The 25,873-nt window shown below is 49.4% G+C and carries 26 protein-coding genes; 12 read left to right on the top strand and 14 right to left on the bottom strand.

The features are described from left to right. The first annotated feature begins 29 nt into the window (after window positions 1-29). Window positions 30-1,028 carry a beta-ketoacyl-ACP synthase III gene (locus ACR9Y8_RS22640; RefSeq protein ID WP_481215530.1) on the top strand — a complete coding sequence of 333 codons (999 nt, stop codon included), beginning with the start codon at window positions 30-32 and terminating at the stop codon, window positions 1,026-1,028. 95 nt (window positions 1,029-1,123) lie between these two features. Here ACR9Y8_RS22640 and ACR9Y8_RS22635 read toward each other — a convergent pair whose 3' ends face one another. From ACR9Y8_RS22635 to ACR9Y8_RS22625, 3 genes are all read right to left on the bottom strand, one after another. Then, the gene (locus ACR9Y8_RS22635; protein ID WP_481215529.1) at window positions 1,124-3,010 is read right to left on the bottom strand and encodes an ATP-binding protein; all 1,887 of its coding nucleotides are present in this window, start codon (window positions 3,008-3,010) and stop codon (window positions 1,124-1,126) included. Between the two features lie 17 nt (window positions 3,011-3,027). Continuing rightward, window positions 3,028-4,848 carry a sensor histidine kinase gene (locus ACR9Y8_RS22630; protein ID WP_481215528.1) on the bottom strand — a complete coding sequence of 607 codons (1,821 nt, stop codon included), beginning with the start codon at window positions 4,846-4,848 and terminating at the stop codon, window positions 3,028-3,030. 248 nt (window positions 4,849-5,096) lie between these two features. Then, the gene (locus ACR9Y8_RS22625) at window positions 5,097-5,795 is read right to left on the bottom strand and encodes an NUDIX hydrolase (protein WP_481215527.1); all 699 of its coding nucleotides are present in this window, start codon (window positions 5,793-5,795) and stop codon (window positions 5,097-5,099) included. 95 nt (window positions 5,796-5,890) lie between these two features. Here ACR9Y8_RS22625 and ACR9Y8_RS22620 point away from each other — a divergent pair, with 95 nt between their 5' ends. Then, window positions 5,891-6,352 carry an N-acetyltransferase family protein gene (locus ACR9Y8_RS22620; protein ID WP_481215526.1) on the top strand — a complete coding sequence of 154 codons (462 nt, stop codon included), beginning with the start codon at window positions 5,891-5,893 and terminating at the stop codon, window positions 6,350-6,352. Between the two features lie 72 nt (window positions 6,353-6,424). Further along, the gene (locus ACR9Y8_RS22615; RefSeq protein WP_481215525.1) at window positions 6,425-7,267 is read left to right on the top strand and encodes a GNAT family N-acetyltransferase; all 843 of its coding nucleotides are present in this window, start codon (window positions 6,425-6,427) and stop codon (window positions 7,265-7,267) included. On the opposite strand, the gene fabD is transcribed toward ACR9Y8_RS22615, so the two are convergent. The 3 genes from fabD to ACR9Y8_RS22600 form a co-directional block, all read right to left on the bottom strand. Then, window positions 7,260-8,150 carry an ACP S-malonyltransferase gene (fabD, locus tag ACR9Y8_RS22610; RefSeq protein WP_481215524.1) on the bottom strand — a complete coding sequence of 297 codons (891 nt, stop codon included), beginning with the start codon at window positions 8,148-8,150 and terminating at the stop codon, window positions 7,260-7,262. The genes ACR9Y8_RS22615 and fabD overlap by 8 nt on opposite strands. 144 nt (window positions 8,151-8,294) lie before the next feature. Then, entirely contained in the window at window positions 8,295-8,942 is a 648-nt protein-coding gene (gene folE / locus ACR9Y8_RS22605) for a GTP cyclohydrolase I FolE (protein WP_481215523.1), read from the bottom strand. Next, window positions 8,899-9,312 carry a 6-pyruvoyl trahydropterin synthase family protein gene (locus tag ACR9Y8_RS22600; RefSeq protein WP_481215522.1) on the bottom strand — a complete coding sequence of 138 codons (414 nt, stop codon included), beginning with the start codon at window positions 9,310-9,312 and terminating at the stop codon, window positions 8,899-8,901. Before ACR9Y8_RS22600 ends, folE begins: the two co-directional genes overlap by 44 nt. 62 nt (window positions 9,313-9,374) lie before the next feature. Here ACR9Y8_RS22600 and mqnB point away from each other — a divergent pair, with 62 nt between their 5' ends. Both mqnB and ACR9Y8_RS22590 read left to right on the top strand, forming a co-directional pair. After that, window positions 9,375-10,037 (top strand): futalosine hydrolase, encoded by a 663-nt coding sequence (mqnB, locus tag ACR9Y8_RS22595; protein ID WP_481215521.1) that lies wholly within the window; start codon window positions 9,375-9,377, stop codon window positions 10,035-10,037. Between the two features lie 124 nt (window positions 10,038-10,161). After that, complete coding sequence (locus tag ACR9Y8_RS22590) at window positions 10,162-10,953, top strand: 1,4-dihydroxy-6-naphtoate synthase (RefSeq protein ID WP_481215520.1); 792 nt, start codon at window positions 10,162-10,164, stop codon at window positions 10,951-10,953. On the opposite strand, the gene ACR9Y8_RS22585 is transcribed toward ACR9Y8_RS22590, so the two are convergent. The 8 genes from ACR9Y8_RS22585 to ACR9Y8_RS22550 form a co-directional block, all read right to left on the bottom strand. Then, entirely contained in the window at window positions 10,950-11,801 is an 852-nt protein-coding gene (locus ACR9Y8_RS22585; RefSeq protein ID WP_481215519.1) for an aminotransferase class IV, read from the bottom strand. The two genes, ACR9Y8_RS22590 and ACR9Y8_RS22585, sit on opposite strands and share 4 nt — an antisense overlap. Window positions 11,802-11,884: 83 nt before the next feature. Then, the gene (locus ACR9Y8_RS22580; protein WP_481215518.1) at window positions 11,885-12,541 is read right to left on the bottom strand and encodes a CoA transferase subunit B; all 657 of its coding nucleotides are present in this window, start codon (window positions 12,539-12,541) and stop codon (window positions 11,885-11,887) included. Window positions 12,542-12,596: 55 nt separating this feature from the next. Continuing rightward, a complete protein-coding gene (locus ACR9Y8_RS22575; protein WP_481215517.1) occupies window positions 12,597-13,289 on the bottom strand; it encodes a CoA transferase subunit A in 693 nt (230 codons plus the stop codon). Between the two features lie 38 nt (window positions 13,290-13,327). After that, window positions 13,328-13,861, bottom strand: coding sequence for a DUF4296 domain-containing protein (locus ACR9Y8_RS22570; RefSeq protein WP_481215516.1), 534 nt, complete (start codon window positions 13,859-13,861; stop codon window positions 13,328-13,330). Between the two features lie 2 nt (window positions 13,862-13,863). Next, window positions 13,864-14,790: a type IX secretion system protein PorD gene (gene porD, locus ACR9Y8_RS22565; protein ID WP_481215515.1), complete on the bottom strand. Its 927-nt coding sequence runs from the start codon at window positions 14,788-14,790 to the stop codon at window positions 13,864-13,866. Beyond that, entirely contained in the window at window positions 14,780-16,000 is a 1,221-nt protein-coding gene (gene coaBC / locus ACR9Y8_RS22560) for a bifunctional phosphopantothenoylcysteine decarboxylase/phosphopantothenate--cysteine ligase CoaBC (RefSeq protein WP_481215514.1), read from the bottom strand. The genes porD and coaBC overlap by 11 nt, the downstream gene beginning before the upstream one ends. Before the next feature lie 120 nt (window positions 16,001-16,120). Further along, the gene (locus ACR9Y8_RS22555; protein ID WP_298731963.1) at window positions 16,121-16,462 is read right to left on the bottom strand and encodes a DNA-directed RNA polymerase subunit omega; all 342 of its coding nucleotides are present in this window, start codon (window positions 16,460-16,462) and stop codon (window positions 16,121-16,123) included. Then, window positions 16,431-17,420 (bottom strand): outer membrane protein assembly factor BamD, encoded by a 990-nt coding sequence (locus ACR9Y8_RS22550; protein ID WP_481215513.1) that lies wholly within the window; start codon window positions 17,418-17,420, stop codon window positions 16,431-16,433. Before ACR9Y8_RS22550 ends, ACR9Y8_RS22555 begins: the two co-directional genes overlap by 32 nt. Before the next feature lie 338 nt (window positions 17,421-17,758). Between ACR9Y8_RS22550 and mraZ the strand changes: the two genes are divergently transcribed. From mraZ to murD, 7 genes are all read left to right on the top strand, one after another. Beyond that, complete coding sequence (gene mraZ, locus ACR9Y8_RS22545) at window positions 17,759-18,250, top strand: division/cell wall cluster transcriptional repressor MraZ (protein WP_481215512.1); 492 nt, start codon at window positions 17,759-17,761, stop codon at window positions 18,248-18,250. Beyond that, on the top strand, window positions 18,250-19,164 hold the full coding sequence (rsmH, locus tag ACR9Y8_RS22540) for a 16S rRNA (cytosine(1402)-N(4))-methyltransferase RsmH (protein WP_481215511.1): 915 nt from the start codon (window positions 18,250-18,252) through the stop codon (window positions 19,162-19,164). The genes mraZ and rsmH overlap by 1 nt, the downstream gene beginning before the upstream one ends. Window positions 19,165-19,308: 144 nt before the next feature. Next, the gene (locus ACR9Y8_RS22535) at window positions 19,309-19,677 is read left to right on the top strand and encodes an FtsL-like putative cell division protein (protein ID WP_481215510.1); all 369 of its coding nucleotides are present in this window, start codon (window positions 19,309-19,311) and stop codon (window positions 19,675-19,677) included. A 4-nt stretch (window positions 19,678-19,681) separates the two neighbouring features. Continuing rightward, complete coding sequence (locus tag ACR9Y8_RS22530; protein ID WP_481215509.1) at window positions 19,682-21,787, top strand: penicillin-binding protein; 2,106 nt, start codon at window positions 19,682-19,684, stop codon at window positions 21,785-21,787. Continuing rightward, window positions 21,787-23,247, top strand: a complete 1,461-nt coding sequence (locus ACR9Y8_RS22525) for a UDP-N-acetylmuramoyl-L-alanyl-D-glutamate--2,6-diaminopimelate ligase (protein ID WP_481215508.1) — start codon at window positions 21,787-21,789, stop codon at window positions 23,245-23,247. The genes ACR9Y8_RS22530 and ACR9Y8_RS22525 overlap by 1 nt, the downstream gene beginning before the upstream one ends. 24 nt (window positions 23,248-23,271) lie before the next feature. Next, window positions 23,272-24,522 (top strand): phospho-N-acetylmuramoyl-pentapeptide-transferase, encoded by a 1,251-nt coding sequence (gene mraY / locus ACR9Y8_RS22520; protein ID WP_481215507.1) that lies wholly within the window; start codon window positions 23,272-23,274, stop codon window positions 24,520-24,522. Window position 24,523: 1 nt separating this feature from the next. Continuing rightward, window positions 24,524-25,870 (top strand): UDP-N-acetylmuramoyl-L-alanine--D-glutamate ligase, encoded by a 1,347-nt coding sequence (gene murD / locus ACR9Y8_RS22515; RefSeq protein ID WP_481215506.1) that lies wholly within the window; start codon window positions 24,524-24,526, stop codon window positions 25,868-25,870. Window positions 25,871-25,873: the final 3 nt, after the last annotated feature.

The raw sequence follows: 25,873 nt of genomic DNA, 5'->3' as shown, positions 1-25,873 counted from the left end.
GCCTTGTTAAAAAACAATTTATACCTAATATGAGCAAAATAACGGCTGCTATTACTGCAGTGAGTGGTTATGTTCCTGACTATGTTCTTACCAATAAGGAATTGGAGACTATTGTAGATACAACTGATGAGTGGATCACCACGCGCACTGGTATCAAAGAAAGAAGGATACTAAAGGGGGAGAACATGGGGACTTCCGAGATATGCGCACCAGTAGCCCTGGATATATGCAAAAAGAGGGGTATCAGCCCGGAAGAAATAGACCTGCTGATAGTGGCCACCGTTACGCCGGACATGGTTTTCCCGGCTACCGCCAACGTAGTAACGGATAAGATAGGCGCGAAGAATGCGTGGGGATTTGACGTCAGTGCAGCTTGTTCCGGCTTCCTGTACGCCCTGGATACCGGCGCCCGATTCATAGAGAGCGGACGTTATAAAAAAGTAATAGTGATCGGCGCCGATAAAATGAGCTCTATCATCGACTATACTGACCGTACTACCTGCATTATCTTCGGCGATGGTGGTGGCGGTGTACTGCTGGAGCCCAGCGAAGAAGGCTACGGTCTTGTAGACAGTGTACTGCGGAGCGATGGCCATGGCCGTGAATACCTGTATATGAAAGCCGGCGGCTCTGCCAGACCAGCCTCCATAGAAACAGTGACCAACCGCGAACATTTCGTTTACCAGGAAGGCAAGATGGTGTTCAAATACGCAGTAGCCAACATGGCGGAAGCAGCTGACCAGATCATGCAACGCAACCAGCTGACCTCTGATAGCGTAGCCTGGCTGGTACCTCACCAGGCCAACAAGCGTATCATTGATGCCACTGCACAGCGGATGGGCCTGCCGGAAGAAAAAGTGATGATGAACATTCAGCGCTATGGTAATACTACTGCGGGCACTATTCCCTTATGCCTGTGGGATTACGAAAAGCAACTGAAAAAGGGCGATAACCTGGTGCTGGCTGCCTTTGGTGGCGGGTTTACCTGGGGCGCCAGTTATATTAAGTGGGCGTATGATCCGAAATAAAAAAAGTCGTTAGTTGTCAGTCGTCAGTTGTCAGTGACCGCAGCGAATAATCCGCACTAATAACTGACAACTGACGACTGACAACTGACAACTTCTTAATGAAATGACGGCAACACATACTCAAACGTCAGCCCATCTCCTTCCGGGGTTGCGCTGATATGGCCGCCCATTTTATCCATAAAATCTTTACAGATGATCAGGGTAAGCTCGGCGTCACCGGGTTTATAGTCTCTACCCCTGTAAACAAATAAGGGCAGCAGCAATTCCGTGCTGGCTGTGTGCGCTGCTTTTACCAATACTTTTACTGCTTCATTTTCCTCAAAAGCGCTAACGCTTAGCTGCCTGCCGGGCAGGGAGAATTGCACCGCGCTGTTAAGCAGGCTGCGGTGAACAAACTGCAGCATTTCCCGTTCGGCTGCTACCTGGAGGGTGCCGGGTATGTCTGTCGTTATTGTTACTCCTTTCTCTGCTGCATCTGTCTGCACGCTTAACAATGCTTCCTGCATCATATCCCTGATATTACAGGGTGCGGGGGCGTAGATAAATCCTGATAACTGCGATTTGATCCAGCGAAGGATGCTTTCAAATATATCCAGTGTTTTACTGGATGCAGCCTGCACCTGGTCAATGGTGTGCATCATTTCATCGCGGTCCAGTGAATGTGTTTGCAGCATCAGGGCCATCCTGATAATATCGTCCAGCGGCTTGCGGAAATCATGGGCCACTACAGAAATGAGTTTGTTCTTAAAATCATCGTTGGCGCGCAGCAGGCGGTTCTTTTCTGAAATGGAAAAATTCATGGAGGCCAGGCGGCGCTCATATTGCCGGGAGCTGAGGTAAGACCGGTAATAAACAATGAGGATGATGGCCACCAATAATAAGAGGCCGCCCAGCAGCATGATCAGCAAGCGGCGGTTGGCTTTCTGCAGGTTATCCTGGTCAATGGCCTGCTGTTGTACCTGGTTGTCCAGCTGAAGGGCGCTTAGTTCCCGCTCTTTGAGAAAGTAACCGGTATAATTCATCTGCTGCCTGTCCCTGTGCAGGGATAGCTGGTGTTTAGCCAGTTCGGCAATCGCCTGGCCGTAAATGGCGGTTTTACCCGCATTGCCGGAGCTGCTGTAATGCCTGTATAAAGCTGGCAGGGTGTTCATCATCTCGTCGTAGAACCCGGCCTTTTGAGAAAGCCTGAATATTTTTTCCAGGTATACCACGCTATCCGCCCTATAACCTTTGGGAATAAAATCATCTAGCATGCGGTAATAGGCTTCAATGGCCAGGTGCACAACCCCTTTCTGTCGGGCAGTATCCGCCACTTTATTGATCAGCGTTTCTCCTGCCTTGCCTTCTCCGTTCTTTAAGAGTACAACGGCGTCGAATATACGTGCATAGAACCACTCCCTGGAATAAGGATAGCGGTCTGCAATGGCATGCAGGCGCCCGTGCGCCCATTCTACGGAATCCTGGCGGGTGCTGTCTGAATTATATTCGAGGATGTAATTGCTGAGCACGAGGCTGAACATAGAGTCGTTGGACAACTGATTGCCAAGGTCCATAGCCTGGTTCAGGTAATAATGTTCCATGGCGGTATTGCCGCTGGCTTCGTAATCAATACTGAGGTTATTCAGTATGTGGCAGGCGTTGGCAGAATCGCCCACTTCGCGGTACAGCTGCAGGGCTTCCTGCTCATAGGCAATGGCCTGTGGAAGGTTAAGCTTCTGCGAACAGACAATGCCAAGGTTCCTTAAAGCGCCGGCCTTGCCCCTTTTGTATTTCAGGCGGATGGCTATCTCCCTGGCTTTGGTGGCATACCAGAAACAGCTATCGGTATTGCTCAGATGGTAATACATGCCCAGCTGGTTCAGTACATCCACATAAACGATGCTATCCTTTGCCTGGGAAAGGCGCTGGCGCAGCGCTGCAATCTCCTTTGACTGGGCGCTAACCCGGTAGCTGAAGAACAAGAGCAGTATGTATGTCAGCATCAGTCGCATATGTGCCATTAGCTGTTAGCGATCGGTAAGGTGTAAGAGAGGGCGGCCCCTCTGCCCGGCATATTGGCGGCCTGCACGGTACCATTCATCATCTGCATAAAGTCTTTGCAGATAATGAGCGCCAGGCCCGCGCCCTGTTGTTTGCCCCTGCCGGGGCGATCACTGCTGCGGTATTCAAACAACTGGGGCAGGATCTCTTCAGGGATGCCGGGCCCCTGGTCTGTTACAGTTACCGTTACCTCGCTGCCTGTAACGGCAGCGCTTATATGAACGATCCCACCGTGGGGAGAGAACTTTACTGCGTTGTGGATGAAGTTGCGATGAACGAACTGTAACATCTGCGGCTCCGCCATTACCTGCAGCGCTCCCGGGATGTTGATCCTTATCTCCACCTCTTTTTCCCGAATAATATCTTCGAGGTTATCTATTGCTTCCGGCAGCAGGCTGGCAGGCGTACAAGGCTCAGGCGTATATATAAAGCCGGACAGCTGTGAGCTGATCCAGCGTAAAATGTTTTCAAAGGTATGCAAGGTGTTGCGGGAGCTACGTTCCACCTTTACCATCATGTTGGCCGCTTCTTCCAGCGTGAGCGCATTCTCTTTCACAAAGCTGGTGATCTCTTTAATGTGCACGAGCGGCGAGCGGAAATCATGTGCTATCAATGAGATCAGCTTGTTCTTAAAATCATCATGCGCTTTAAGGAGGGCATTCTTCTCACTGATCTCCCGGTATTTTTCTGCCAGCCGGGCGGCATTGCTCTTAGACCTGTTATAGGCGCCCAGCAAAAATACCAGCAGGATGGCCAGCATCAGGAGCAGTAACACCATGCCTCCCAGGAAGTACTGGCGGTGCAGGCTTTCCAGCCGCTTTTTATCCAGCTGCTGTTGCTGCGATCTGTGTTGCAGCTGTAGTTCGCGTAGCCGTTGCCCTTGCATAAAATAGCCCAGGTAATCCAGCTCGCCCTGCGTTTTGGCAGACCGCTCCTTTTCTATGATCTCCAGTAATAAGCTGCTGTAACGGGCCGCAGCAGCAGCGTTTCCGCGGCCTGCGTACCAATTGTACAGGTCTACTGCAGCGGGCAGGAGCAGCTCATGATAACCGCCTGCCATCCCGTATCGGACCATTTCCACTTTGTATTGCAGTGAATCCGGCTGGTTTAGCCAGGCTTTAAAGATGGCCAGGTAAGCGCAGGCAGACATGGCGATATAAGTGTACCCGTTGCTGTCAGCCTTGCTGATCGTGGCCAGCAGGGCTTTTTCACTGGCGGCTGCATCTCCTTCCTGCAAACGTTGATAGGCATTGTACAGGCTTATATTAAGCAGGCTGCGCTCATCATTATATTTATGGGCAATGCTGTCGGCCTTAGCCAGGGCCCATTTAAGGGAGTCCAAACGAGTGGTATCGCCGCTATGAACAACATAATAATTAGTAAGCACCGAGGCGTAGGTGAGTTCTTTGGGCAGGCGCAGGGCTATTTTCATGGCCTTGGCAATGTAATGAGCGGCAGGTTTGTCTTGCCCGTCGTACTTATAGAACACGCCAATATTCATGAGGGATACGCAGATATTGTTGCTGTCGGCCATTTCTTCGTAGGCCTGCAGCGCATCAAGGTAGCAGCGGTAAGAAAGATAGCTATTGGCGCGCAATGCATAATAGTTGCCCATGTTCATGGTGGCATCGGCCTTTCCTTTTGCGTATTTAAGACGTTCTGCCATCTCCTGGGCCTTTGTTACATATACAAAAGAGGAATCGAGCTGATGTGACAGGTACATACCTGCGAGGCGGTTCAGGGTATCTACATAACGGGAGCTGTCCTTCAGATGGGGCAATCGGGCCTTCAGCCCAGTGACCTCACGACGTTGGGCGTGTAACAAAGCTGCAAGGCTCAGCAGCCAAATACATAATGCTCCGCTTTTTAGTTGTTTACTACATCGAATGCGATCCAATCAATATGCTTTTATTGTGTGGTGGCACCCTCCCCTGCATTGCACCTTATCGTATACTAATAATTCTCTATGTAAAAAGAAATATGATACGTGAATGTAACTAAAATATGAACATGAAAAGCATAGTGCTATTATATCTCAAATACGAAGCCCCGTTTTGTAAGTTGCTGGTACTTATGCTTATCGAAGCGATAGAGGTGGGCGCCTTTCTTTGAGGTGGTCTTATCTTTTTCTTCCAGCTTCTCCAGGATGCCCATGGAAAGGATCTTTTTGCGGAAGTTGCGTTTGTCCAGCTCGTGCTGGTATATTTCCTCGTAAAGGCTGCGCAGCTGGGACAGGGTAAACTTCTCTGGCAGCAGCTCAAAGCCGATGGGATGGAAGTGCGCATTGTCCCGCAGCTTCTTCAGGGCGTCGGTGATCATATCTCCATGGTCAAAAATAAGCGGTGGAATCTGGTGCAGCTCTAACCAGTGCGCACCGTGTTCTTCCGCGAGGATATGATCATGCTCTTTAACGCGGATCAGGGCATAATACGCCACGGAGATCACTCTTGCCCCGGTATCCCGTTCCACTTCTCCGTAACATTTCAGCTGTTCCATGAAGATATCTTCCAGGCCGGTGGTTTGTCTTAATACCCGGGCTGCCGCGGCGTCTGTACTTTCCTGCTCCTGTACAAAGCCGCCCACCAACGACCATTCCCCCTGTTTCGGATCCACCTTGCGTTGAATGATCAGTAATTTCAGCCTGCTGTCCTCAAATCCAAAAATTATACAATCCACTGCCACTAAATGCCGGGGAACCCCAGCGTAAAAGGAGGATGATGTTATCATAACGCTGCCGGGTTTGCCGGCAATAAGCAAATATACCGCTTTAAGCAGGGAAGGATATTGTATTTTTGGTACCAGTAAACATATTAAACATAAACATGAGTGTAACGATAAGGGACGCACGAAGAGAAGATTGCGCACGGCTGCTGGAGCTGATCCTGGAGTTAGCCACCTATGAGAAGGCAAGGCAGGAGGTAACTGTAAGCCTGGAGCATTTCACGAATGCCGGCTTTGGAGATAACCCGGTATGGAAAGCCTTTGCAGCAGTGAGCACTGAGCAGGGACAGGAAACCATTGTAGGGTTTGCGCTCTACTACATCCGTTATTCTACCTGGAAAGGCTGCCGCATGTACCTTGAAGATATCGTGGTGACAGAAAGCTGGCGCGGTAAGGGTATCGGCGGATTACTGTTTGACAGGCTCATTGCCGAAGCCAAAGAAAAACAGTTTCATGGTATTAGCTGGCAGGTGTTGGAATGGAACGAGCCTGCCATTAACTTTTATCGCAAATACCAGGCGAAGTTTGACCCGGAGTGGTGGAATGCAAGTATAGATATCTAGCTGTTAGCAGCTAGCCGTTAGCAGCTAACGACGGCGGCTAGGAGCTAATAGCCAAAAGCTAACAGCTGTTTTATGATCCGTTTTGACACACTCGAAAACACTCCCCTGCCAGCGCTCTGCGAGGCTTTTAACCTGGCGTTCAGCGATTATATTGTGCCTATACAGCTTACGCTGCCGCTACTGGAACAGAAGATCCAGGGAGAGAACATACAGCTGTCTCAAAGCATCGGCGCTTTTTCCGGGAACCTGCTGACAGGCCTGATACTGCATGGCGCCGATACCTGGCCAGGGCCTCAAATGCTGTACAATGGCGGTACCGGCGTAATACCCGCCTTCAGGGGAAGGCGTTTGGTACGGCAGATGTATGCACAATTCAAACCTATCTTCGGGGAGCAAGGCATACGACGCATTATACTGGAAGTGATCACTACGAATACCCCTGCTATCAGCGCTTATACCAGCAGCGGCTTTAAAACCAGCCGCCTGTTCCATTGCTATAAAGGGCAGCCGCATCAGCCGCGTATAAAGAAAGACATTCAGCTGAAGCCAATTGTATCGCCCGACTGGACCTTACTGAACAGCTTTGGGGATCAACTGCCCAGCTGGTCTAACAGCTCAGACAGCATTCAGCGGGAAGGACCGGATACCGTTACCTGGATCGCTTATGAAAAAGAAACGGCCGTGGGTTTTGTAAGCGTATATACCGGGAACAAACGCATCCGGCAACTGGCCGTGCGTCCGCAGTACCGGCGGCAGGGCATTGGCAGCGCCATGCTGCAGCATATAACAAAAATGCTGCAGGGCCCTTTTTCCATCACTAATATTACAGATGAAAACCGGGGCCTGCAGCAGTTCCTGCTAAGGGCAGGTTTCACGCCTACCGTATCTCAATATGAAATGGAGATGATCAACTAACGCCGTTTACGGCAGCCTCTTTATGGATCTTGGTAACGAGGCCTTGTAATACTTTACCGGGGCCTACTTCCGTGAACTGTGATGCGCCATCGGCTACCATAGCTTGTACGGATTGTGTCCAGCGTACAGCGCCTGTCAGCTGATCAATCAGATTTTGCCTGATCTGTACAGGATCTGTAACGGCCCTGGCCACTACGTTCTGGTACACAGGGCAGGAAGGTGTGCTGAAAGTGGTGCTTTCAATAGCAGCCTGCAGCTCTTCTTTGGCAGGCGCCATCAATGGAGAGTGGAAAGCGCCGCCTACCGGTAATACCAGGGCTCTCTTTGCACCGGCTGCCTTCATTCTCTCGCAGGCGATGTTCACGGCATTCACCGTACCGGAGATCACCAGCTGGCCAGGACAGTTATAGTTGGCAGGCACTACTACCTCACCGGTTTCGGCGGTCACCGCGGCACATATTTCTTCCACCTTTGCATCATCCAGCGCCAGTACGGCTGCCATGGTAGAAGGCTGCATTTCGCAGGCGCGCTGCATGGCCATTGCGCGGATGGATACCAGGCGCAAGGCATCTTCAAAGGTGAGCACACCGTTGGCTACCAGTGCAGAGAATTCTCCGAGGGAATGGCCGGCTACCATATCGGGGCGGGCGTTTTCTATGCCCAGGTAAGCCACCACTGCGTGTAGGAAAACTGCAGGTTGTGTTACTTTGGTTTGTTTAAGGTCTTCTTCCGTACCGCTGAACATGGTATCGGAGATACGGAAACCCAATATATCATTGGCTTTCTCAAATAACTCTTTCGCTTTGGTGCTGGCTTCATACAGGTTCTTGCCCATTCCAGGGAATTGTGATCCCTGACCGGGAAATACGTAAGCGTGCTTCATTTACTCTTGGTTGTTGTTTGAAATAGCGGTGCAAAGATAGAATATTAGTCCATAGTCGATAGTCCATGGTCCATAGCATATCAGGCATAGGTTGATTACTAACCCGGAGGTATATGCTATGGACCATGGACTATCGACTATGGACTATTTTCCAATGAGATTGGCGCTGATCAGGCGCATAAATTCTGAACGGGTACGGCCATCTTCAAACTCGCCGGAGAACGCGGAAGTAGTTGTAACTGAGTTCTGCTTCTGCACCCCGCGCATCATCATGCAAAGGTGCTGCGCCTCAATTACCACTGCCACGCCCAGCGGCTCCAGCGTTTCCTGGATGGCGTTCAGGATCTGGTGCGTTAAGCGCTCCTGTACCTGTAAACGACGGGCATATACATCCACTACACGCGCTATTTTGCTCAGCCCTGTGATGTAGCCATTAGGGATATAGGCCACATGCGCCTTTCCGAAAAAGGGCAGCATATGGTGCTCGCACAGGGAATAGAGCTCTATATCCTTTACGATCACCATTTCACTGTATGCCTCCGTGAATTTGGCCGCCCGCAGGATTGCCTTGGCATCCAGCTGGTAGCCCTGCGTAAGATACTGCATGGCTTTAGCCATACGCTCGGGGGTTTTCTGCAATCCTTCCCTATCCGCATTCTCTCCTATCAGCTGCAAACACTCCCTGTAATTCTTCATCAGGTCTGACGTGACCCTGTCGTCAAATTGTTCGATCTTTTTATACGCCATTTTATTTGCCCCCGTAATATTCCACGTAGATCCGTGGTGTTTCATATAATTTGATACAATGCAGCTGTACTTCGGGAGGCAGGTTCTTGGCCAGCTCATCCCATATGGCTATCGCCAGGTTTTCGGCAGAAGTGAACTTCCCTGCCATGAATTCAACATCCAGGTTCAGATTACGGTGATCTACCTTCTCCACGATCTCATCCTTTATAATGTCACCCAGTGTTTTAGCATTGAAGACAAACCCTGTTTCTTTATCAGGAGTGCCTTTGATGGTTACGTGCAGTTCATAGTTATGACCATGCCAGTTGTCGTTGGCACATTTACCGAATACTTCCTGGTTCTTTTCCTTACTCCATGCGGGATTGGACAATTTGTGCGCAGCATTGAAATTCTCCACACGCGTTAAATAGATCATTACTTTAACAAAATTTTCCGCAAAAATACCATTAATCCGCGAGTCGGGCGTAAGTTTACAGGATGAATCTACTGGTTACCGCTGCAACGGCACTGGAAATCAAGCCGTTCCAGGAATATCTGGCCCAAAATGGCGCTCCGGGAAGTTGTCAGGTGGACATCCTGATAGGCGGTATCGGTCTCATGCATACTGCCTGGCACCTGGGTAGGGAACTGGCCCGGAAAAAACCTGACCTGGCCATACAGGCCGGGATAGCAGGCAGCTTCCGCCGCAGCTGGCAGTTGGGACAGGTAGTGATGATTAGTAGCGAACAGCTGGGCGACCTGGGCGTGGACGACAATGGCACATTTAAAGATCTTTTTGATACCGGGCTTTGGTCTGAAGGGCTGGCGCCTTTCAACGGCAATAGTCTTGTAAATACTTTTTCAGGACTGCCCTTTGTGCCCGAACTGCCGCTTGCCAAAGGTATCAGCATCAATATGGTAACCGGCAGCCTAACCTCTGTTGAGCGCCTGGAACAAAAATATGCCCCGGATATAGAAAGTATGGAAGGAGCCGCTTTTCACTTTGCCTGCCTGCAGGAAGCAGTGCCCTTTCTGCAGCTGCGCAGTATCTCCAACTACGTAGAGGCAAGGGACAGAAGTAAATGGAACATACCGCTGGCGGTAAAACAGCTGAATGAAACGCTGATAAAATATGTGGAACGTTTGAGGTCTGAAGTTTGAGGTTTGAGGTTCGTTGAAAGTGAGACGTTTAACGGTAGTGCCTGGCGCTTAATTTAAACCTCGAACCTTTAACGAACTTCAAACCTCAAACCTCAAACTTCAAACAATAAAACTTTTAAGATATATGCATTTATCGTTAGGCTTTTCACCCTGCCCGAATGATACCTTCATTTTCGATGCCATGGTGAATAATAAGATAGGAACAGGAGAGCTGCAATTCGACACAGCGCTGGAAGACGTGGAAACCCTTAACAAATGGGCGCTGGAAGGCAAACTGGCCATTACCAAACTAAGCTTCGCCGTATACCTGAAAGTGAAGGAAAAATACCGCCTGCTGAACAGCGGCAGTGCCCTGGGCCGTGGTTGCGGGCCTTTGCTGATCGCTAAAAGACCTATTTCGCAAGAGGAGATCAAAAACTGCCGGATCGCTATCCCGGGCGAGAATACCACTGCAAACCTGCTGTTCTCCATCGCCTTCCCGGAAGCGAAAAACAAGCAGATCATGATCTTCTCCGATATTGAGAATGCAGTGCTGGACGGCCGGGCAGATGTGGGCGTGATCATTCATGAGAACCGTTTCACCTATCAGCAAAAAGGACTGGTAAAGATCATTGACCTGGGCGAGTATTGGGAAAGCACTACCGGCAGCCCTATTCCCTTAGGAGGCATCTTTATACGCAAGGACGTTCCTGAAGCAGTGCAGCAACAGGTAGATGAGCTGATCTATCAAAGCCTGCAATACGCTTATAAAAATTATCCGCAGCTGTCTGACTATGTGAAGCAACACGCGCAGGAGATGGATGAAAAGGTCATGCGTCAGCATATTGACCTGTATGTAAACGACTTCAGCCTCGGTCTCGGAGACGAGGGACATGCAGCAGTAGACAGGCTGATGGAAGCGGCAGTAAGCCGTTAACTCTTGGTAGCTAAGAGCTGTTCAAAAAGTACTTCATGCAGGATAGCGGCTGTGGCGTTGCCATAGCTGCTGTCCCTGAAAAGGCCTACCCAGCGGATGCCGTAGATGGCATTCGTGAGAAAGATCTCATCCGCCATTTCGAGGTCGGCAATGGTAAGCGGGTACTCTTCTATTTTAAATGGCAGTTCGGTTTTCAACAGATATCTGCGCATCACGCCGCAAACCCCGCCTTCAGACAAGGGCGGCGTGATAATATGCTGACCGCGGACAATGAAAATATTTGCATTGGTGGTATCTGCCACCCGGCCCTGGTGGTTCAGCAATATCGCTTCATCCAGCATCTGCTGCCGGGCAAACATTGCGGCCATCACATAGGCGAGACAGTTATTGGATTTGATGCTGGAGAGTTTGTCGCTGCTTTTGCGGGCATCAGGAAAGATATCTACGGTGAGCCCGTCCTCATTCAGCTCAAAGATCCTGCGGCTCAACTCCCCGCATTGTATCACAAAGCTGGGCGTGTTATCGGTTGGTTCATAGAAACCGCCGTTGGAACGGAAAACAGAGAGACGCACCCTCGCCAGGCGGGAAACGCCATTCTTATTACACAATTCCGTGATCAGCCTGGTAAAATATTCTTTGGTGAAATGGAGCGGCAGGTCAAAATGGAGACGGTTCATGCTCGTTATGAGCCTTTCAAAATGGAGATCCGCCAGTAGGATCTGGCCCTGGTAGACCTTCATGGTTTCAAAACAACCATCTCCATAGCGGAAAGAACGGTTATCTGCCGTAAAAATGGGTTCTGTTGCGGGGATAAATCTCCCGTTGTAACAAATATATCCAACTTGCACTTCGAACGCTTTTTGGGTGACAGTTTACGGGTCTGTTAAGTTACGAAAATTTGATACAAGAACCAGCCCTGCAACTGCTTTTATCATATTTTCATTTCAGGTATATGTCCGTCGATGATCAGGCGGCCGGCGGTTTTAGCCTGGATCTCTTCTACGCTGACACCGGGCGCTCTTTCCAGTAATTTAAACCCCTGGGGTGTTACGTCCAGCACCGCCAGGTCTGTCACCACCTTCTTTACACAATTCACGCCTGTAAGAGGTAAAGTGCATTGTGGCAGCAGTTTGCTTTCACCCTTTGGGTTGGTATGCATCATTGCCACAATGATATTGCGGGCTGAGGCCACCAGGTCCATAGCGCCACCCATGCCTTTCACCATTTTGCCGGGTATTTTCCAGTTGGCGATATCGCCGTTGTCAGACACTTCCATGGCGCCCAGCACGGTAAGGTCTACCTTACCGGCGCGTATCATACCAAAGCTTTCGGCAGAATCGAAATAAGCGCCGCCAGGCAACAGGGTCACCGTTTCTTTCCCGGCATTGATCAGATCGGGATCTATTTCTTCTTCTGCCGGGTAAGGGCCCATGCCCAGCATCCCGTTCTCGGATTGCAGCATAATGGAGATCCCGGCCGGAATATAGTTAGATACCAGTGTTGGGATGCCGATCCCCAGGTTTACATACATCCCATCTTCCAGCTCCTGCGCGATCCTTTTGGCAATACCATATTTATCTAAAGGCATGTTGGAAAAATTAAAGAGTAAAAAGAAAAAGGTAAACAACGCGTTGGTGAGCGGTCTACATCTTTACCGTCTTGCGCTCTATGCGCTTTTCGTAGTTGCTGCCCTGGAAAATGCGGTGCACATAGATACCGGGAACGTGTACCTGGTCGGGATCCAGTTCGCCCGGGGCCACCAGCTGCTCAACTTCTGCAATGGTAATATTGCCCGCCTTCGCCATGGATGTGCTGAAGTTACGGGTGGTTTTGCGGAACACGAGATTACCCATGGCATCGCCTTTCCAGGCTTTCACAATAGCAAAATCTGCATGCAGGGCCAGTTCCATCAGGTATTGTTTACCGTTGAACTCGCGGGTCTCTTTTCCGTTGGCTATTTCAGTACCGTAACCGGCAGGTGTAAAAAAGGCGGGAATGCCCATACCTGCCATTTGTATGCGGGTGGCCAGGGTACCCTGGGGAATGAGGTCCACTTCCAGTTCGCCGCTCAGCAGCTGTCTTTCAAATTCAGCGTTCTCTCCCACATAGGAAGAAAGCATTTTTTTGATCTGCCGCGTCTTTAAGAGCAGGCCAAGGCCAAAATCATCCACACCGGCATTATTGGATATACAGGTGAGCTCTTTAACGCCTTTGCGCACAAGCGCAGCAATACTATTTTCCGGGATACCGCATAAGCCAAAACCACCCAACATCAATACAGCGCCATCCGGAACATCGTGCAGTGCCTCGTCGGCATTCGCCACAACTTTGTTCATGTTTTGGTGTTTTATATTTTATGCAGAACGCTGAACGCTTAATGCTGAACGCTTCCTACATTATGTTTGGCGTTTTGCGTTGAGTCTTTAGCGTTTTGCGGTCTTTTAAGAAAAGGCAGGATGGTATCCTGTTTTTTTGAAATTACAGCATTATTCGGATATGGAAAAAACATTGATGGTTCCGCAGCATATTGTTGCTGTCTTTCTTCACCTTCCAGTACGCTGCGCTTTTGAGCAACTGCTGCCTGCATCATCACATATACTTCTTTCAGCCTGTCGGGATGAGACTCATAATAGCTGTAGCTTTTCATGAAATCTTTTACAGGTATCTGGTGCAGATCCAATATCTGGCGGTAGTATTCCTTCACCTTCGCCTGGCGGAGAGAATCAGGCAAAGGCATATTATCGCCCTGCCGGATATCATAGCTGTGGGCATCGGCAATATTCATATCCAGCAGCACATCGCGCATCTTTTCTTTAGACAGTACATTGGGAGGCACTTTATCTGCTTGTCCGCAGGCGCCCGCTATACAACTTATCAGTATAATAAATTTTAAAAATTTGCTGCACATAGCTATTTCATCTGCTGGTATTTGTTCGCGTTTGTTATGTCCATCTGAGCCAGCATCTGTGCCGCACGGGATTTATCCTGCGGAGGTGCTTTAGAGAAGATCTTCTGCAGCTCATCCGCCTTGGCGGTAAAGAATACCTGCAACAGCATTGAGTTGGGAATATCCTGGTGAATAGCGTAGAGCATATTCAGGCTATTCATGATGGCAGCGCGGCCTTTGTTCATATTATCGTACATCTGGTCCAGGCCCTGGCGGTGGTATTGGTACATTACATCATGAAAGCGGCTGAACTTGGCGTTCAGCAGGTTATCCTGCAGCCAGTAACGGTTACGGTTACCCTCAAATGCTTTCCAGCCGGCGATATCCTTACCGTCTGGTGCATTGCTCACAATATTGAGGGCCTTCTTGAAGAAGTCATCTCCTCCCCTTGGTGAAAATGAATCATAGTCCAGGCCCAGTATAATATATACATAATAAGCCAGTGTAGCCGTAAGGTTAGACACCAGCGGATCATTGGCCACCACCCGGTTATCGCTGAATTCCAGTGGCTGGAACTCTACATAGCGGAAGGCCACGTTATTATCCTGGGTGTTGAGCAGGCTGGTTACATAGCCGGAATTATACACCGGTCGGGTAGCCTGTATGGTGAGGGCCGCCTTGTATGCATTGGTGCCTATCTCCTGCTGGATGTTCAGCATAAAATTGCATTCTATCCTTTCGGCAGGTGTATAGGAGTCTCCTGTCCAGCGGCGGTTATTCAGGAATTCCTTGATAGCGTTCTGGAGGGTGGTGAACACTTTCTTGTCTACGCCGGTGATCTGCTGGGCCACTACCGTTACATTGGCCCTGATCTCCTGCGCAGCAGCGGTAAAGCCGCCAAGCAGGCTGCCGGCCATCAGCAGCAGGCTAACGATTATTTTATTTGCCATCTTGCAATTCAATTATAGCCGATACAATATCCTTTGCCACTTCCTGCTTTGATTTGAGCGGAAGCGCCGTTTCCCTGCCCTTGCGGTCAAACAGGGTCACTTTATTGGTGTCATGGTTAAATCCGGCGCCTTCGTCGTTCAGGGAATTCAGCACGATCATGTCAAGGTTCTTCTCATGGAGCTTTTTCAGCGCGTATTCTTTCTCGTTATTGGTTTCCAGGGAGAAGCCTACCAGCAGCTGATCTGTTCCTTTGTTATTGCCAAGGGTACGCAGGATATCATGTGTTTTTTCCAACTCCAGTGTCATACCTTCATCCGCCTTTTTGATCTTTTTGTCTACAATGACCCTGGGACGATAATCGGCTACAGCGGCTGCCATGACTACAATATCGGCCATCGGGTAGTTGGCGATACAGCTATTGAACATATCTGCCGCTGTTTTCACGGGTATGGTCTCTACATTGGGAGCGGTGGGCCCGAAACGGGTAGGGCCCAGTACCAGCTTTACCGTGGCGCCTGCGGCGGCCAGGGCGTCTGCTATTGCAATGCCCATTTTACCGCTGGAGTGGTTGCTGATAAAACGGACCGGGTCTATCGGTTCTACCGTAGGGCCGGCGGTTACCAGAGCCAGCTTGCCTTTCAGGGGCTGGGAGGCTTGTACACCGTTCCTGGGCGAAGAAAAATGCCGGTGTAGAAAATCGATGATATGCTCCGGTTCTGCCATGCGGCCTTCTCCTACCAGGCCGCTGGCCAGTTCGCCGCTTTCCACGGGGATCTGCCGGTGACCGTAAGACAGGAGCTTTTCAATATTGTTGCGGGTAGCCGGGTGATGCCACATATCCTCATCCATGGCGGGTGCAAAACATACCGGGCATGTAGCGGAAAGGTACACCGCCTGCAGCAGGTTATCACAGAGGCCCTGCGCCATTTTGGCGAGCGTATTGGCGGAGGCGGGCGCAACCAGCATTACATCGGCCCAGCGGCCGAGCATTACATGATTGTTCCAGCTCTGGTTATTGTTAATGGAAACAAGCACCTCATTTTTAGATAAGGTGGATAATGTCAGCGGGGTAATAAAATCACAGGCAGCTGCGGTCATCACCACTTTTACCTGGGCGCCTTCCTTTATCAGCAGGCGGATAAGATGCGCTGCTTTGTAGGCAGCGATGCTGCCGGATACGCCTAATAAGATCTTTTTTCCTTGCAACATGGATATATGGTGTAAAACACCGGTTGGCAACCGGCTTATATGGCAAGCTACAAAACAAAAGCGGCAGAAAAAAATTGTCCTGCCGCTCTGCTTCAACTTATTATAGTTATAAGATCTCTATCAGCTGTACAGATCATCATCATTTCTGCGGAAGTAGATCTTGTCTTCCAGGAACTCCTGTGTAGCCTGGATAGCCGGGTTGGCCATTCTTTCATAGAAGCGGGATATTTCTATCTGCTCCTTGTTCTCATGTACTTCTTCCAGGTTATCAGTGTGGCTGGCAAATTCTTCCAGCTTGGAGTGCAGCTCTTCCTTCACAGATATGTTGATCTGGTTGGCGCGCTTGGCTATAACGGCAATGGATTCATATAAATTGCCTGTTTTGCCTTTGATCTCCGTGGTATTTTTTGTTTCTACCCAGGGATTGATACTACTGGTTAGACTTCTCTTTATTTTGCTCATTCTCCAAGGGTTTATTAGTGTTATCAGAATTATTATTATTGAGTTTCAGTTTATCGATTGTACTGTTGATAGTACCGGGAGTGCTATTGGTGCTGTCGCCCTTACCCTTCATCATCTTAAGCCTGCGGGCGCGTTCCTTCTCGATCCTATCGATCTCGTTGTCCAGCGTTTTGATATTGTCCTGGGCCATAGCATAGTACTTCTCAGCATCAGGCTTGATCTTGCTGCTGGGATAGTGGTCGGCAAAGTCCATGTATTCTGTCAGCACCTCTTCATAGCGTTCTTTCTGCCTTTCAATGATACTGTTCCTGGCATATTGATAATAAGCCTTGATAGCCATATACTTATAGGCATCGCTTTTATCAGAATCCGGGTAGTTGCGCATCAGGTTCTTGAATGAGATGGCGGCGGATTTGTAGTAGCCAAGGTTATAATACAGTTCAGCGGCGTTATATTCTTTCTTTTCCAGTTTACGGCGGCACAGTTCTATCACCAGGTTGGCTTCAGACAGTTTATCTGAGGTGGGATAGTTGTTGATGAAGGTCTGCATGGCTGCGATGGCCTTCACGGTATTGGTCTGGTCCAGCGCTACTTTGGGCGACTGTTTATAGTAGCAATAAGCCTGCATATAGTCTACCTCCAGGGCGTGGGGGCTGTTCGGGAAAGCGTCCAGGTAGTTCTTGAAGTGGAAAGCAGCCTGTACGTAGTCCTTTACATAATAAGAGCAGTAGGCGTATTTGTAATAGATAGGCTCAAATTTATCGGTACCCTTGTAAACAGGGAACAATTCTTCATACAGCAGCTGGGCCTGGGTATATTTCTTTTTTGTGTACAGCTTATCGGCATAGGCCAGTTTTTTGGCAAAGTCCTTACTTTTTTCAATCCTGCGCAGTTCCGAATTACAAGCGGCGGCTGCGACCAGGACAAAAAGGCTGATGTATATAAAAATTTTCCGCATAAAAGAAGGGCAAAGTTACGAATTAAATGTAAATGTAAGGCTGGACAATATTGTGAGGTGTTAAAATTTTGCAAAAGGCTGAGAGATAGCTTTTAGCAGTTGGCTTTTAGCGGTTAGCTTCCTCCATTTTAACGGATAAAATCCCAATGGATGAGCCTGAAGTAGCTTTATCCACAAATAAATGCGTGTTTTACACAGGTTATTAACATGTGATCCGTAGCAATTCACACCCCCACTTGCCCATCCCCGTTGTAATGCCAATAGTTTGGGCAATTCCCTTCTGTGGAAAAAATTTATAATTCATTTTTTCGTTAAAAAGTGGGAAAAAGTGTTATTTTGTGTTAGAAAATGGATTTCAAGGACTTTCGCCCCACAGTATGACAGGTTTTCTGGGAGAATATGAGGCTACGCTGGATGCAAAAGGGCGCTTCCTCCTACCTGCTGGCTTTAAAAAGCAGCTGGCGGAAGGCGCAGGAGAGCAGTTTGTGCTGAACCGAGGCTTTGAGAAGTGCTTAACCTTGTATCCGATGAATGAATGGCAGCCCATATTTGAGCGAATCAGCAAGTTGAACGATTTTGATCCGAAAGTTAGAGAATTCCGCCGCTATTTTTTGAATGGTGCAACCATTCTGGAGAGTGATTCAGCGGGGAGATTATTGATCCCCAAAAACCTGATGACGTATGCCAGCCTTGAGAAAGACATTGTGCTGGCGGCGGCTACCAATAAAATCGAGATCTGGGATAAAAGTAAGTACCAGGAGTTCTTTGAAAATTTCTCACCAGGGGCCTTCAGTGATCTGGCGCAACAGGTGATGACCGGGGACAATTAATGGAAGAAGCATCTCAATATCATCTACCCGTACTGCTGCAGGAAGTGATCGACAACCTGGAGATCCGCCCTGACGGCACCTATGTGGACGCTACCTTTGGCGGGGGCGGCCATTCCAGGGCCATCCTTTCAAAACTGGGCGAAAAGGGCCGGCTACTGGTATTTGACCAGGATGAGGATGCTTACCGTAACCGTATCGAGGACGAGCGTGTGACCTTTGTTCAGCAGAACTTCCGGCACCTTCAGCGCTTTCTGAAGCTCCACAAAGCCGCCGAAGTGGATGGGATACTGGCAGACCTCGGGGTTTCCAGCTACCAGTTCGACACTGCAGAAAGAGGTTTCAGCACCCGTTTTGAAGGTAATATGGACATGCGCATGGACACACGTTCACCCCTGACCGCAGCGCAGATCCTGCAAACCTATTCAGAACCGCAGCTGCACCTGCTCTTCCAGGATTACGGGGAAGTGACCAATGCCCGCACACTGGCAAAAACCATTGTACAGCAACGCAAGTTGCACCCCCTGCGCACCATTGGCGAATTTAAGTCCCTGATACAGCCCATCGTAAAAGGCAACCCGCAAAAATACCTGGCGCAAGTGTTCCAGGCCCTGCGGATAGCTGTAAATGACGAGCTGGGCGCGTTGAAAGATCTGTTACAACAATCAGCCCAGGTATTAAAGCCAGGAGGCAGACTGGCCATCATCACCTTCCATTCCCTGGAAGACCGGCTGGTGAAAAATTTCATGAAAACTGGAAGCTTTGAGGTCCAGGATCCGACTTACACTTTCACCACCGAAACTCCCCCTAAGACCTTCAAGTTGATTACCAAAAAGCCAATTATTGCAGGCGCCGCGGAACTGAAAGTAAATTCCAGATCCAGAAGCGCAAAACTGAGAATAGCAGAAAAGATTTAACAAATGATGTGCGGGCGCTGATATGCTGATGTGATTATTTATAACGGACAGTTTCAGTTGTGATTTACTTTCAAAAATTATCATCGGCATATTAGTCCGTCCGCACTTCATTATTGTTGTAGTATATAATTAATAATGACGACGATGGAGGAAGCAATAATAGACAACAACCAGGAGGAAACCCTGGAAACGCCGGTGCTTCCGGAGGAGAAAAGAGAATGGCGCCTGCGGATCAATTACCGCGCGCTGGTAGGGAACATGCCTTTCATCCTCTTCCTGAGCGCGCTGGCCCTGGTGTATATCGCGAACAGTCACCTGGCGGAAAAGAAGGTCCGCCGTATCAATAAACTGAGCCGGGAGATCAAAGAGCTGCGCTGGGAATACCTGAACGTAAAAAGCGAATTGATGTTCCGGAGTAAACTGAGTGAAGTAAGCAAAGCCGTAGAACCGCTGGGATTAAAAGAACTGAGTAATCCGCCGCAAAAAATAGTAGTGAAAAAAGAAGAAAAGTAGACCATTGGAAGTAAAGAAAGACATACTATGGAGGGCGTACATATGCTTTATCGGCATGGTACTGTTTGGCGTGATCATACTAGTCAAAGTGTTCATACTGCAGAATGTGGATGGTGCATACTGGCGCGGCATGGCAGACAGCCTGCACACCAGCTACGTATCACTGGATGCCGAAAGAGGCACCATCTACTCTGAAGAAGGCAGGATGCTCTCTACTTCAGTCCCCTACTTCGACCTGCGCATAGACTTTGCAGCCGACGGCCTCCGGGCGAAAGATGGTAAAGTATTTACAGACAATGTTGATTCATTGTCCATTCGTCTTTCCCAGCTGTTCGGCGACCGTACGCCACGGGAATACAAGCAGCTCCTGCGGGAAGGCTACAAAAGCAAAGACCGCTACTTCCTGCTGAAAAGGGACGTTCCCTTTAACCAGTACCGCGAAGTACGCCGCTTCCCGATGTTCCGGCTGGGCGCCAACAAAGGCGGCCTGATCGCAGAGACCAAGAATAAACGTATCAATCCGTTCAAGCTGTTGGCCAACAGGACCATCGGCCTGTCCCGCGAAAACGCACAGAACGTAGGATTGGAAAGAACATACGACGATTACCTGAAAGGGGTAACCGGTAAAAGACTGATGCGGCGCATCGCCGGCGGCACCTTTGTTCCTGTGGAAGGTTACGACATAGAGCCCGAGAACGGCAGGGATATCATCACCACCCTGGATGTGAACATGCAGGACATTGTAGAAACCGCCCTCATGAACATGATGGAACAGAACGAGGCCGAATTCGGCTCCTGTATACTGATGGAGGTAAAAACCGGTAAAATAAAAGCCATCGCTAACCTGGGCAGGCAACCCGATGGCAGCTACTGGGAAGATATGAACCACGCCCTGCAGGTAGGCGAGCCCGGATCCACCTTCAAACTGGCTACCGTGATCGCTGTGCTGGAAGACCGCTTCACCACCATGAACGGTATGGTAGACCTGAACTATGGCCGTTGGCAGGTTGGACGCAGAACCGTGTACGATTCTGAACCGCATCACCGCACCAACGTTACTATTAAGCAGGCATTTGAACTGAGCTCTAATGTAGGTATGGCCAAACTGGCCTACCAATATTATTATAAAAGGCCGAATGATTTCGTAGCCCGGCTCAAACAGCTGAAGCTCGATCAGAAAACCGGGATAGACCTGATGGGCGAAGGTGATCCGATCATCAAGAACACCGCCTCCCGTACCTGGAGCGCTACCAGCCTTCCCTGGATGGCCTTCGGTTACGAAGTGCTGGTAAGCCCCCTGCAAACGTGCATGCTGTACAATGCAGTGGCCAACAACGGTAAAATGATGAGGCCATACCTGGTGAACAGCATCATGGAATACGGCAAACCGGTAAAAGAGATCGAGCCGATTGTAGTAATGGACAGCATCTGCTCACAGAGCACGCTGCGGCAGGTGAAGAAAATGCTGGAAGGCGTAGTGCTGGAAGGCACTGCGAAAAAACTGTGGACACCGTATTACTCCATCGCTGGTAAAACCGGTACTGCACTGGTGGCCAATGGTAAACGCGGTTATGCAGATAAGATCTATCAGTCCTCATTCGCCGGTTATTTCCCGGCCAATGATCCGCAATACACCTGCGTGGTAGTGATCAAAAACAAGCCGCATGCGGCCCGGTTCTATGGCGCTTCCGTAGCAGGCCCGGTATTCCGCGAAGTGGCAGACAAGCTCTACGCCATTGCTGTGGAAAAACAAAAGCCTTTACAAAGCCGCATCCAGGTAGACACCCTGCTGGCGCTTAAAAACGGTAAAGGCAGCGAGCTGAAAGAGATCCTGAACACCCTGCACCTGCCCTGGGAAGGCGCTGTAAGCAGCACCAACTGGGTAAGCGCCGGGGTGAACAAGCAGAGGAAAGTAGAGCTGGAACCTGTTGACCAGGCCAAAGGCGCGGTACCCGATGTGACTGGCATGGGATTGAAAGACGCACTGTACCTGTTGGAAAATGCAGGCCTCCGGGTGGAGATCAGGGGAAGCGGTAAGGTAACCGCCCAGTCTATCCCGGGAGGTACGAAAATTGGAAAAGATCAAAAGATCATCATAGAATTAAGTTAATGCTGAGGGATATATTATATAATGTAAGCATTCAGGCCGTTCACGGAAATAATGATATTACCGTGAACGAATTGCGCATTGATTCCAGGGCGGTAAGCCCCGGCGATGTGTTCATTGCCATCAGGGGAGTGCATACAGACGGCCATGCCTTTATCAGTAAAGCTATTGAACAAGGCGCTGCTGCCATCATCTGTGAAACACCGCCGGAAACATTGCAGGAGCAGGTATGCTATGTGCTTGTTGCTGACAGTACAGCCGCCTGCGGTGTAATGGCCGACAACTTTTACCAACATCCCTCCCGCCATTTGCAACTGGTTGGTGTTACCGGTACCAATGGTAAAACCACCATCGCCACGCTGCTATTCCGGCTGTACACTCAGCTGGGCTATAAATGCGGATTATTGTCTACCGTACAGAATCAAATAGGCGATACCGTTATACCGGCCACCCATACCACCCCTGACGCCATCAGTCTCAATGCCTTGCTGGCCAGGATGGTGGAAGAAGGATGCCAGTATGCTTTTATGGAGGTAAGCTCACATGCCGTTCACCAGCAAAGGATCGCAGGATTGAAGTTTGCGGGCGGCATCTTTAGCAATATCACCCATGATCACCTGGACTACCATAAAACATTTGATGAGTACATCCGGGTGAAGAAATCATTCTTTGACGGCCTGCCCAATACCGCCTTTGCGCTGACCAATATCGACGACAAGCGTGGTAATGTGATGCTGCAAAACACCAAAGCGCGTAAAGCCGCCTACAGTTTGCGCAGCATGGCCGATTTCAAAGGAAAGATACTGGAAAATAATCTCACCGGCCTGATCATGCAGATAGGCGAGCAGGAAGTACATTTCCGGCTGATCGGTGAGTTCAATGCCTATAACCTGCTGGCAGTATATGGTGCAGCCGTATTGCTGGGACAGGATAAACACACGGTGCTGCAGGCGCTCAGCAACCTGCAGGGCGCTGAAGGCCGCTTTGATTACATCCTTTCGGCAAAGGAAAAGGTAATGGGAATTATAGATTATGCCCATACGCCGGATGCGCTGCTGAATGTACTGGCCACCATCAAGAACCTGCGTAAAGGCAACGAGCAGGTGATTACCGTGGTGGGCTGCGGCGGCGACCGTGACCGGGCCAAGCGCCCTGTAATGGCGCAGGTAGCGGCAGAGCACAGCGACCGGGTGATCCTGACATCAGACAACCCGCGCTCTGAAGAGCCTGAGGCCATCATACACGAGATGGAAGCAGGTGTGCCAGTGCACCAAAGAAAGAAAGTGCTGTCTATTACCGACAGGAAGGAAGCCATTAAAACGGCTATCAGCCTGGCTAACCCGGAAGATATTATCCTGGTGGCTGGTAAAGGACATGAAAAATACCAGGAGATCAAAGGCGTGAAACATCCCTTTGACGACAAAGCAGTGCTGCAGGAAATGATGAAGCTGATGGAAAAGTAAAATGTATCGAGGACTAACTAACTTATGCTATATTATTTATTTAACTACCTGAAAACTGAATTTAACATCAGCGGTAGCGGGATGTTCCAGTACATCACGTTCCGTGTGACCATGGCATTGTTATTATCGCTGGTAATATCACTGCTGCTGGGCAAAAGCATTGTAAGATACCTGCAACGCAAACAGATCGGGGAAACGATCCGCGAGCTGGGCCTGCAGGGCGAAAACACAAAGAAAGGCACGCCTACTATGGGCGGGCTCATTATATTATCCGCGATTGTTATCCCCACCCTGCTTTTTGCACGCGTACTGAACGTGTACATTCTGCTGATACTGCTCTCCACTATCTGGCTGGGCCTGATCGGCTTTATCGATGACTACATCAAGGTATTCAAAAAGAACAAAGAAGGACTGGCGGGTAAGTTCAAGATCTTAGGACAGGTTGGCCTGGGCCTGATCATTGGGATGACCCTGTATTTCAACGACAACGTGGTGATCTCCCGCGAGGTGCTGGGGGCCAAAACCGTAGCTCCTTATGAAAGAGTGATCAGCCAGTCTGAGCGGGTAACTAAAGACGGCCACCGCTTTGTGGATGTGAAAACGCCCATCACCACCATCCCCTTTGTTAAAACACATGAGTTCAACTACTCCAAGCTGATCTCCTGGATACCCGGCGCTGAGAAATATACTTACATACTGTATGTGCTCATCGTGATCTTCATCATTACCGCGGTATCCAACGGGGCTAATCTGACAGACGGGCTGGACGGGCTTGCCACCGGTGTGTCTGCCGTGATTGGTATAGGCCTGGGCATCTTTGCCTATGTATCGGGCAACATACAGTTTGCTGAGTACCTGAACATCATGTACATACCTAACCTTGGCGAGCTGTCTATATTCATTGCCGCCCTGGTGGGGGCCTGCGTAGGCTTCCTGTGGTATAATGCCTATCCGGCGCAGGTGTTCATGGGCGATACCGGCAGCCTTGCGCTGGGCGGCATCATTGCCTCACTGGCCATTATCGTTCGTAAGGAATTACTGCTGCCCATTATCTGCGGAGTATTCTTTGTAGAAAGCCTGAGCGTAATGATACAGGTGAGCTACTTTAAATATACCAAGAAGAAATACGGTGAAGGCAGGCGCATCTTCAGAATGTCGCCTTTACATCACCATTATCAGAAACTGGGATATCACGAAAGCAAAATAGCTGTGCGCTTCTGGGTAGTTACCATTATGTGCGTGGTAGTAGCAATAGCAACATTGAAAATGAGATAAAATGCAAAAACAGAAACTGGTCATACTTGGAGGCGGAGAAAGCGGCATAGGTGCGGCACTGCTTGGAAAAAAGCAGGGGTATGACGTATTTGTTTCAGACGGCGGCGCTATCAAGGATATATACAAACAGGAACTGGCGGTGAACCACATCCCCTTTGAGGAAGGCCAGCATTCCTGGGATGTGATACTCGGGGCAGACGAGATCGTAAAGAGCCCCGGAATTCCTGAAAAGTCCGAACTGATGAAGAAGGTACGCGAAAGGCAGGTACCTGTTATTTCAGAGATAGAATTTGCTTACCGTTTCAGTAAGGATCAGAAGATCATTGCTATTACAGGCAGCAACGGTAAAAGCACTACCACCGCCCTTACCTACCACATTTTTGAAACGGCAGGTCTTAATGTCGCCATGGTAGGTAACATCGGTCTCAGCTACGCCCGGCAGGTAGCCACTGCGCCGGCTGAGTATTATGTCATTGAAGTTAGCAGCTTCCAGCTGGATGATATAAAGACATTTAAACCGAACGTAGCCATTTTGCTCAACATTACGCCAGATCACCTGGATCGTTATGAGTACAAAATGGAGAACTATGTAAAGTCCAAGTTCAGGATTACGCTCAATCAGACCAGGGAGGATTATTTCATCTACTGTATGGACGATCCGGAGATCATGGGTTATTTAAGTAAAGAAACTATTTATTCAACACCAATACCATTTACTATCATGGAACCATTGAAGAAAGAAGGCGGATTTATAGCAAACGACCAGGTGAATATTCGGTTGAATGATGATCCGGTGATCGTGTCTATTTATGACCTTGCCCTTAAAGGCAAACATAATTTGTATAACTCAATGGCAGCAGGTATTGCAGGAAGAACGATGGATATACGGAAGGAGAAGATCCGCGAAAGCCTCACCTCTTTCAAGAGCCTGGAACACCGTATGGAGTATGTAACGACCGTACGGGGCGTAGACTTCATCAACGACAGCAAGGCCACTAACGTGAACTCATTGTGGTTTGCACTGGAGAGCATGGAGCAGCCGGTGATACTGATCATGGGTGGTGTAGACAAAGGCAATGATTACAGCGCCATCAAAGACCTGGTAAAAGAAAAAGTAAAAGCGATCATATGCCTGGGCGTAGACAATCAGCCGATCCACGACGCGCTGGCTGACGCTACCCCCAGCATGGTAGATACTGCCAGTATGAAAGACGCCGTACAGGCAGCTTTCCAGGCAGCCACCAAAGGAGATGTTGTTTTACTCTCCCCCGCTTGCGCCAGCTTTGACCTGTTCAAGAATTATGAGGACAGGGGAAAGCAGTTCAAGGAAGCAGTGAGGGAACTATAAGAT

The organism is Chitinophaga sp. SVR4-12A (genome assembly GCF_056754765.1).
Note: the sequence above shows the minus strand (reverse complement) of the source record. Positions and strands in the feature narration are given on the sequence as shown.

Excerpts from the sequence above, each read along its gene's own strand:
- ACR9Y8_RS22640 (WP_481215530.1), top strand. The coding sequence starts at position 30 with ATGAGCAAAATAACGGCTGCTATTACTGCAGTGAGTGGTTATGTTCCT.
- ACR9Y8_RS22635 (WP_481215529.1), bottom strand. The coding sequence starts at position 3,010 with ATGCTGACATACATACTGCTCTTGTTCTTCAGCTACCGGGTTAGCGCC.
- ACR9Y8_RS22625 (WP_481215527.1), bottom strand. The coding sequence starts at position 5,795 with ATGATAACATCATCCTCCTTTTACGCTGGGGTTCCCCGGCATTTAGTG.
- ACR9Y8_RS22620 (WP_481215526.1), top strand. The coding sequence starts at position 5,891 with ATGAGTGTAACGATAAGGGACGCACGAAGAGAAGATTGCGCACGGCTG.
- ACR9Y8_RS22615 (WP_481215525.1), top strand. The coding sequence starts at position 6,425 with ATGATCCGTTTTGACACACTCGAAAACACTCCCCTGCCAGCGCTCTGC.
- fabD (WP_481215524.1), bottom strand. The coding sequence starts at position 8,150 with ATGAAGCACGCTTACGTATTTCCCGGTCAGGGATCACAATTCCCTGGA.
- folE (WP_481215523.1), bottom strand. The coding sequence starts at position 8,942 with ATGAAACACCACGGATCTACGTGGAATATTACGGGGGCAAATAAAATG.
- ACR9Y8_RS22600 (WP_481215522.1), bottom strand. The coding sequence starts at position 9,312 with ATGATCTATTTAACGCGTGTGGAGAATTTCAATGCTGCGCACAAATTG.
- mqnB (WP_481215521.1), top strand. The coding sequence starts at position 9,375 with ATGAATCTACTGGTTACCGCTGCAACGGCACTGGAAATCAAGCCGTTC.
- ACR9Y8_RS22590 (WP_481215520.1), top strand. The coding sequence starts at position 10,162 with ATGCATTTATCGTTAGGCTTTTCACCCTGCCCGAATGATACCTTCATT.
- ACR9Y8_RS22580 (WP_481215518.1), bottom strand. The coding sequence starts at position 12,541 with ATGCCTTTAGATAAATATGGTATTGCCAAAAGGATCGCGCAGGAGCTG.
- ACR9Y8_RS22575 (WP_481215517.1), bottom strand. The coding sequence starts at position 13,289 with ATGAACAAAGTTGTGGCGAATGCCGACGAGGCACTGCACGATGTTCCG.
- ACR9Y8_RS22570 (WP_481215516.1), bottom strand. The coding sequence starts at position 13,861 with ATGTGCAGCAAATTTTTAAAATTTATTATACTGATAAGTTGTATAGCG.
- porD (WP_481215515.1), bottom strand. The coding sequence starts at position 14,790 with ATGGCAAATAAAATAATCGTTAGCCTGCTGCTGATGGCCGGCAGCCTG.
- coaBC (WP_481215514.1), bottom strand. The coding sequence starts at position 16,000 with ATGTTGCAAGGAAAAAAGATCTTATTAGGCGTATCCGGCAGCATCGCT.
- ACR9Y8_RS22555 (WP_298731963.1), bottom strand. The coding sequence starts at position 16,462 with ATGAGCAAAATAAAGAGAAGTCTAACCAGTAGTATCAATCCCTGGGTA.
- ACR9Y8_RS22550 (WP_481215513.1), bottom strand. The coding sequence starts at position 17,420 with ATGCGGAAAATTTTTATATACATCAGCCTTTTTGTCCTGGTCGCAGCC.
- rsmH (WP_481215511.1), top strand. The coding sequence starts at position 18,250 with ATGGAAGAAGCATCTCAATATCATCTACCCGTACTGCTGCAGGAAGTG.
- ACR9Y8_RS22535 (WP_481215510.1), top strand. The coding sequence starts at position 19,309 with ATGGAGGAAGCAATAATAGACAACAACCAGGAGGAAACCCTGGAAACG.
- ACR9Y8_RS22525 (WP_481215508.1), top strand. The coding sequence starts at position 21,787 with ATGCTGAGGGATATATTATATAATGTAAGCATTCAGGCCGTTCACGGA.
- mraY (WP_481215507.1), top strand. The coding sequence starts at position 23,272 with ATGCTATATTATTTATTTAACTACCTGAAAACTGAATTTAACATCAGC.
- murD (WP_481215506.1), top strand. The coding sequence starts at position 24,524 with ATGCAAAAACAGAAACTGGTCATACTTGGAGGCGGAGAAAGCGGCATA.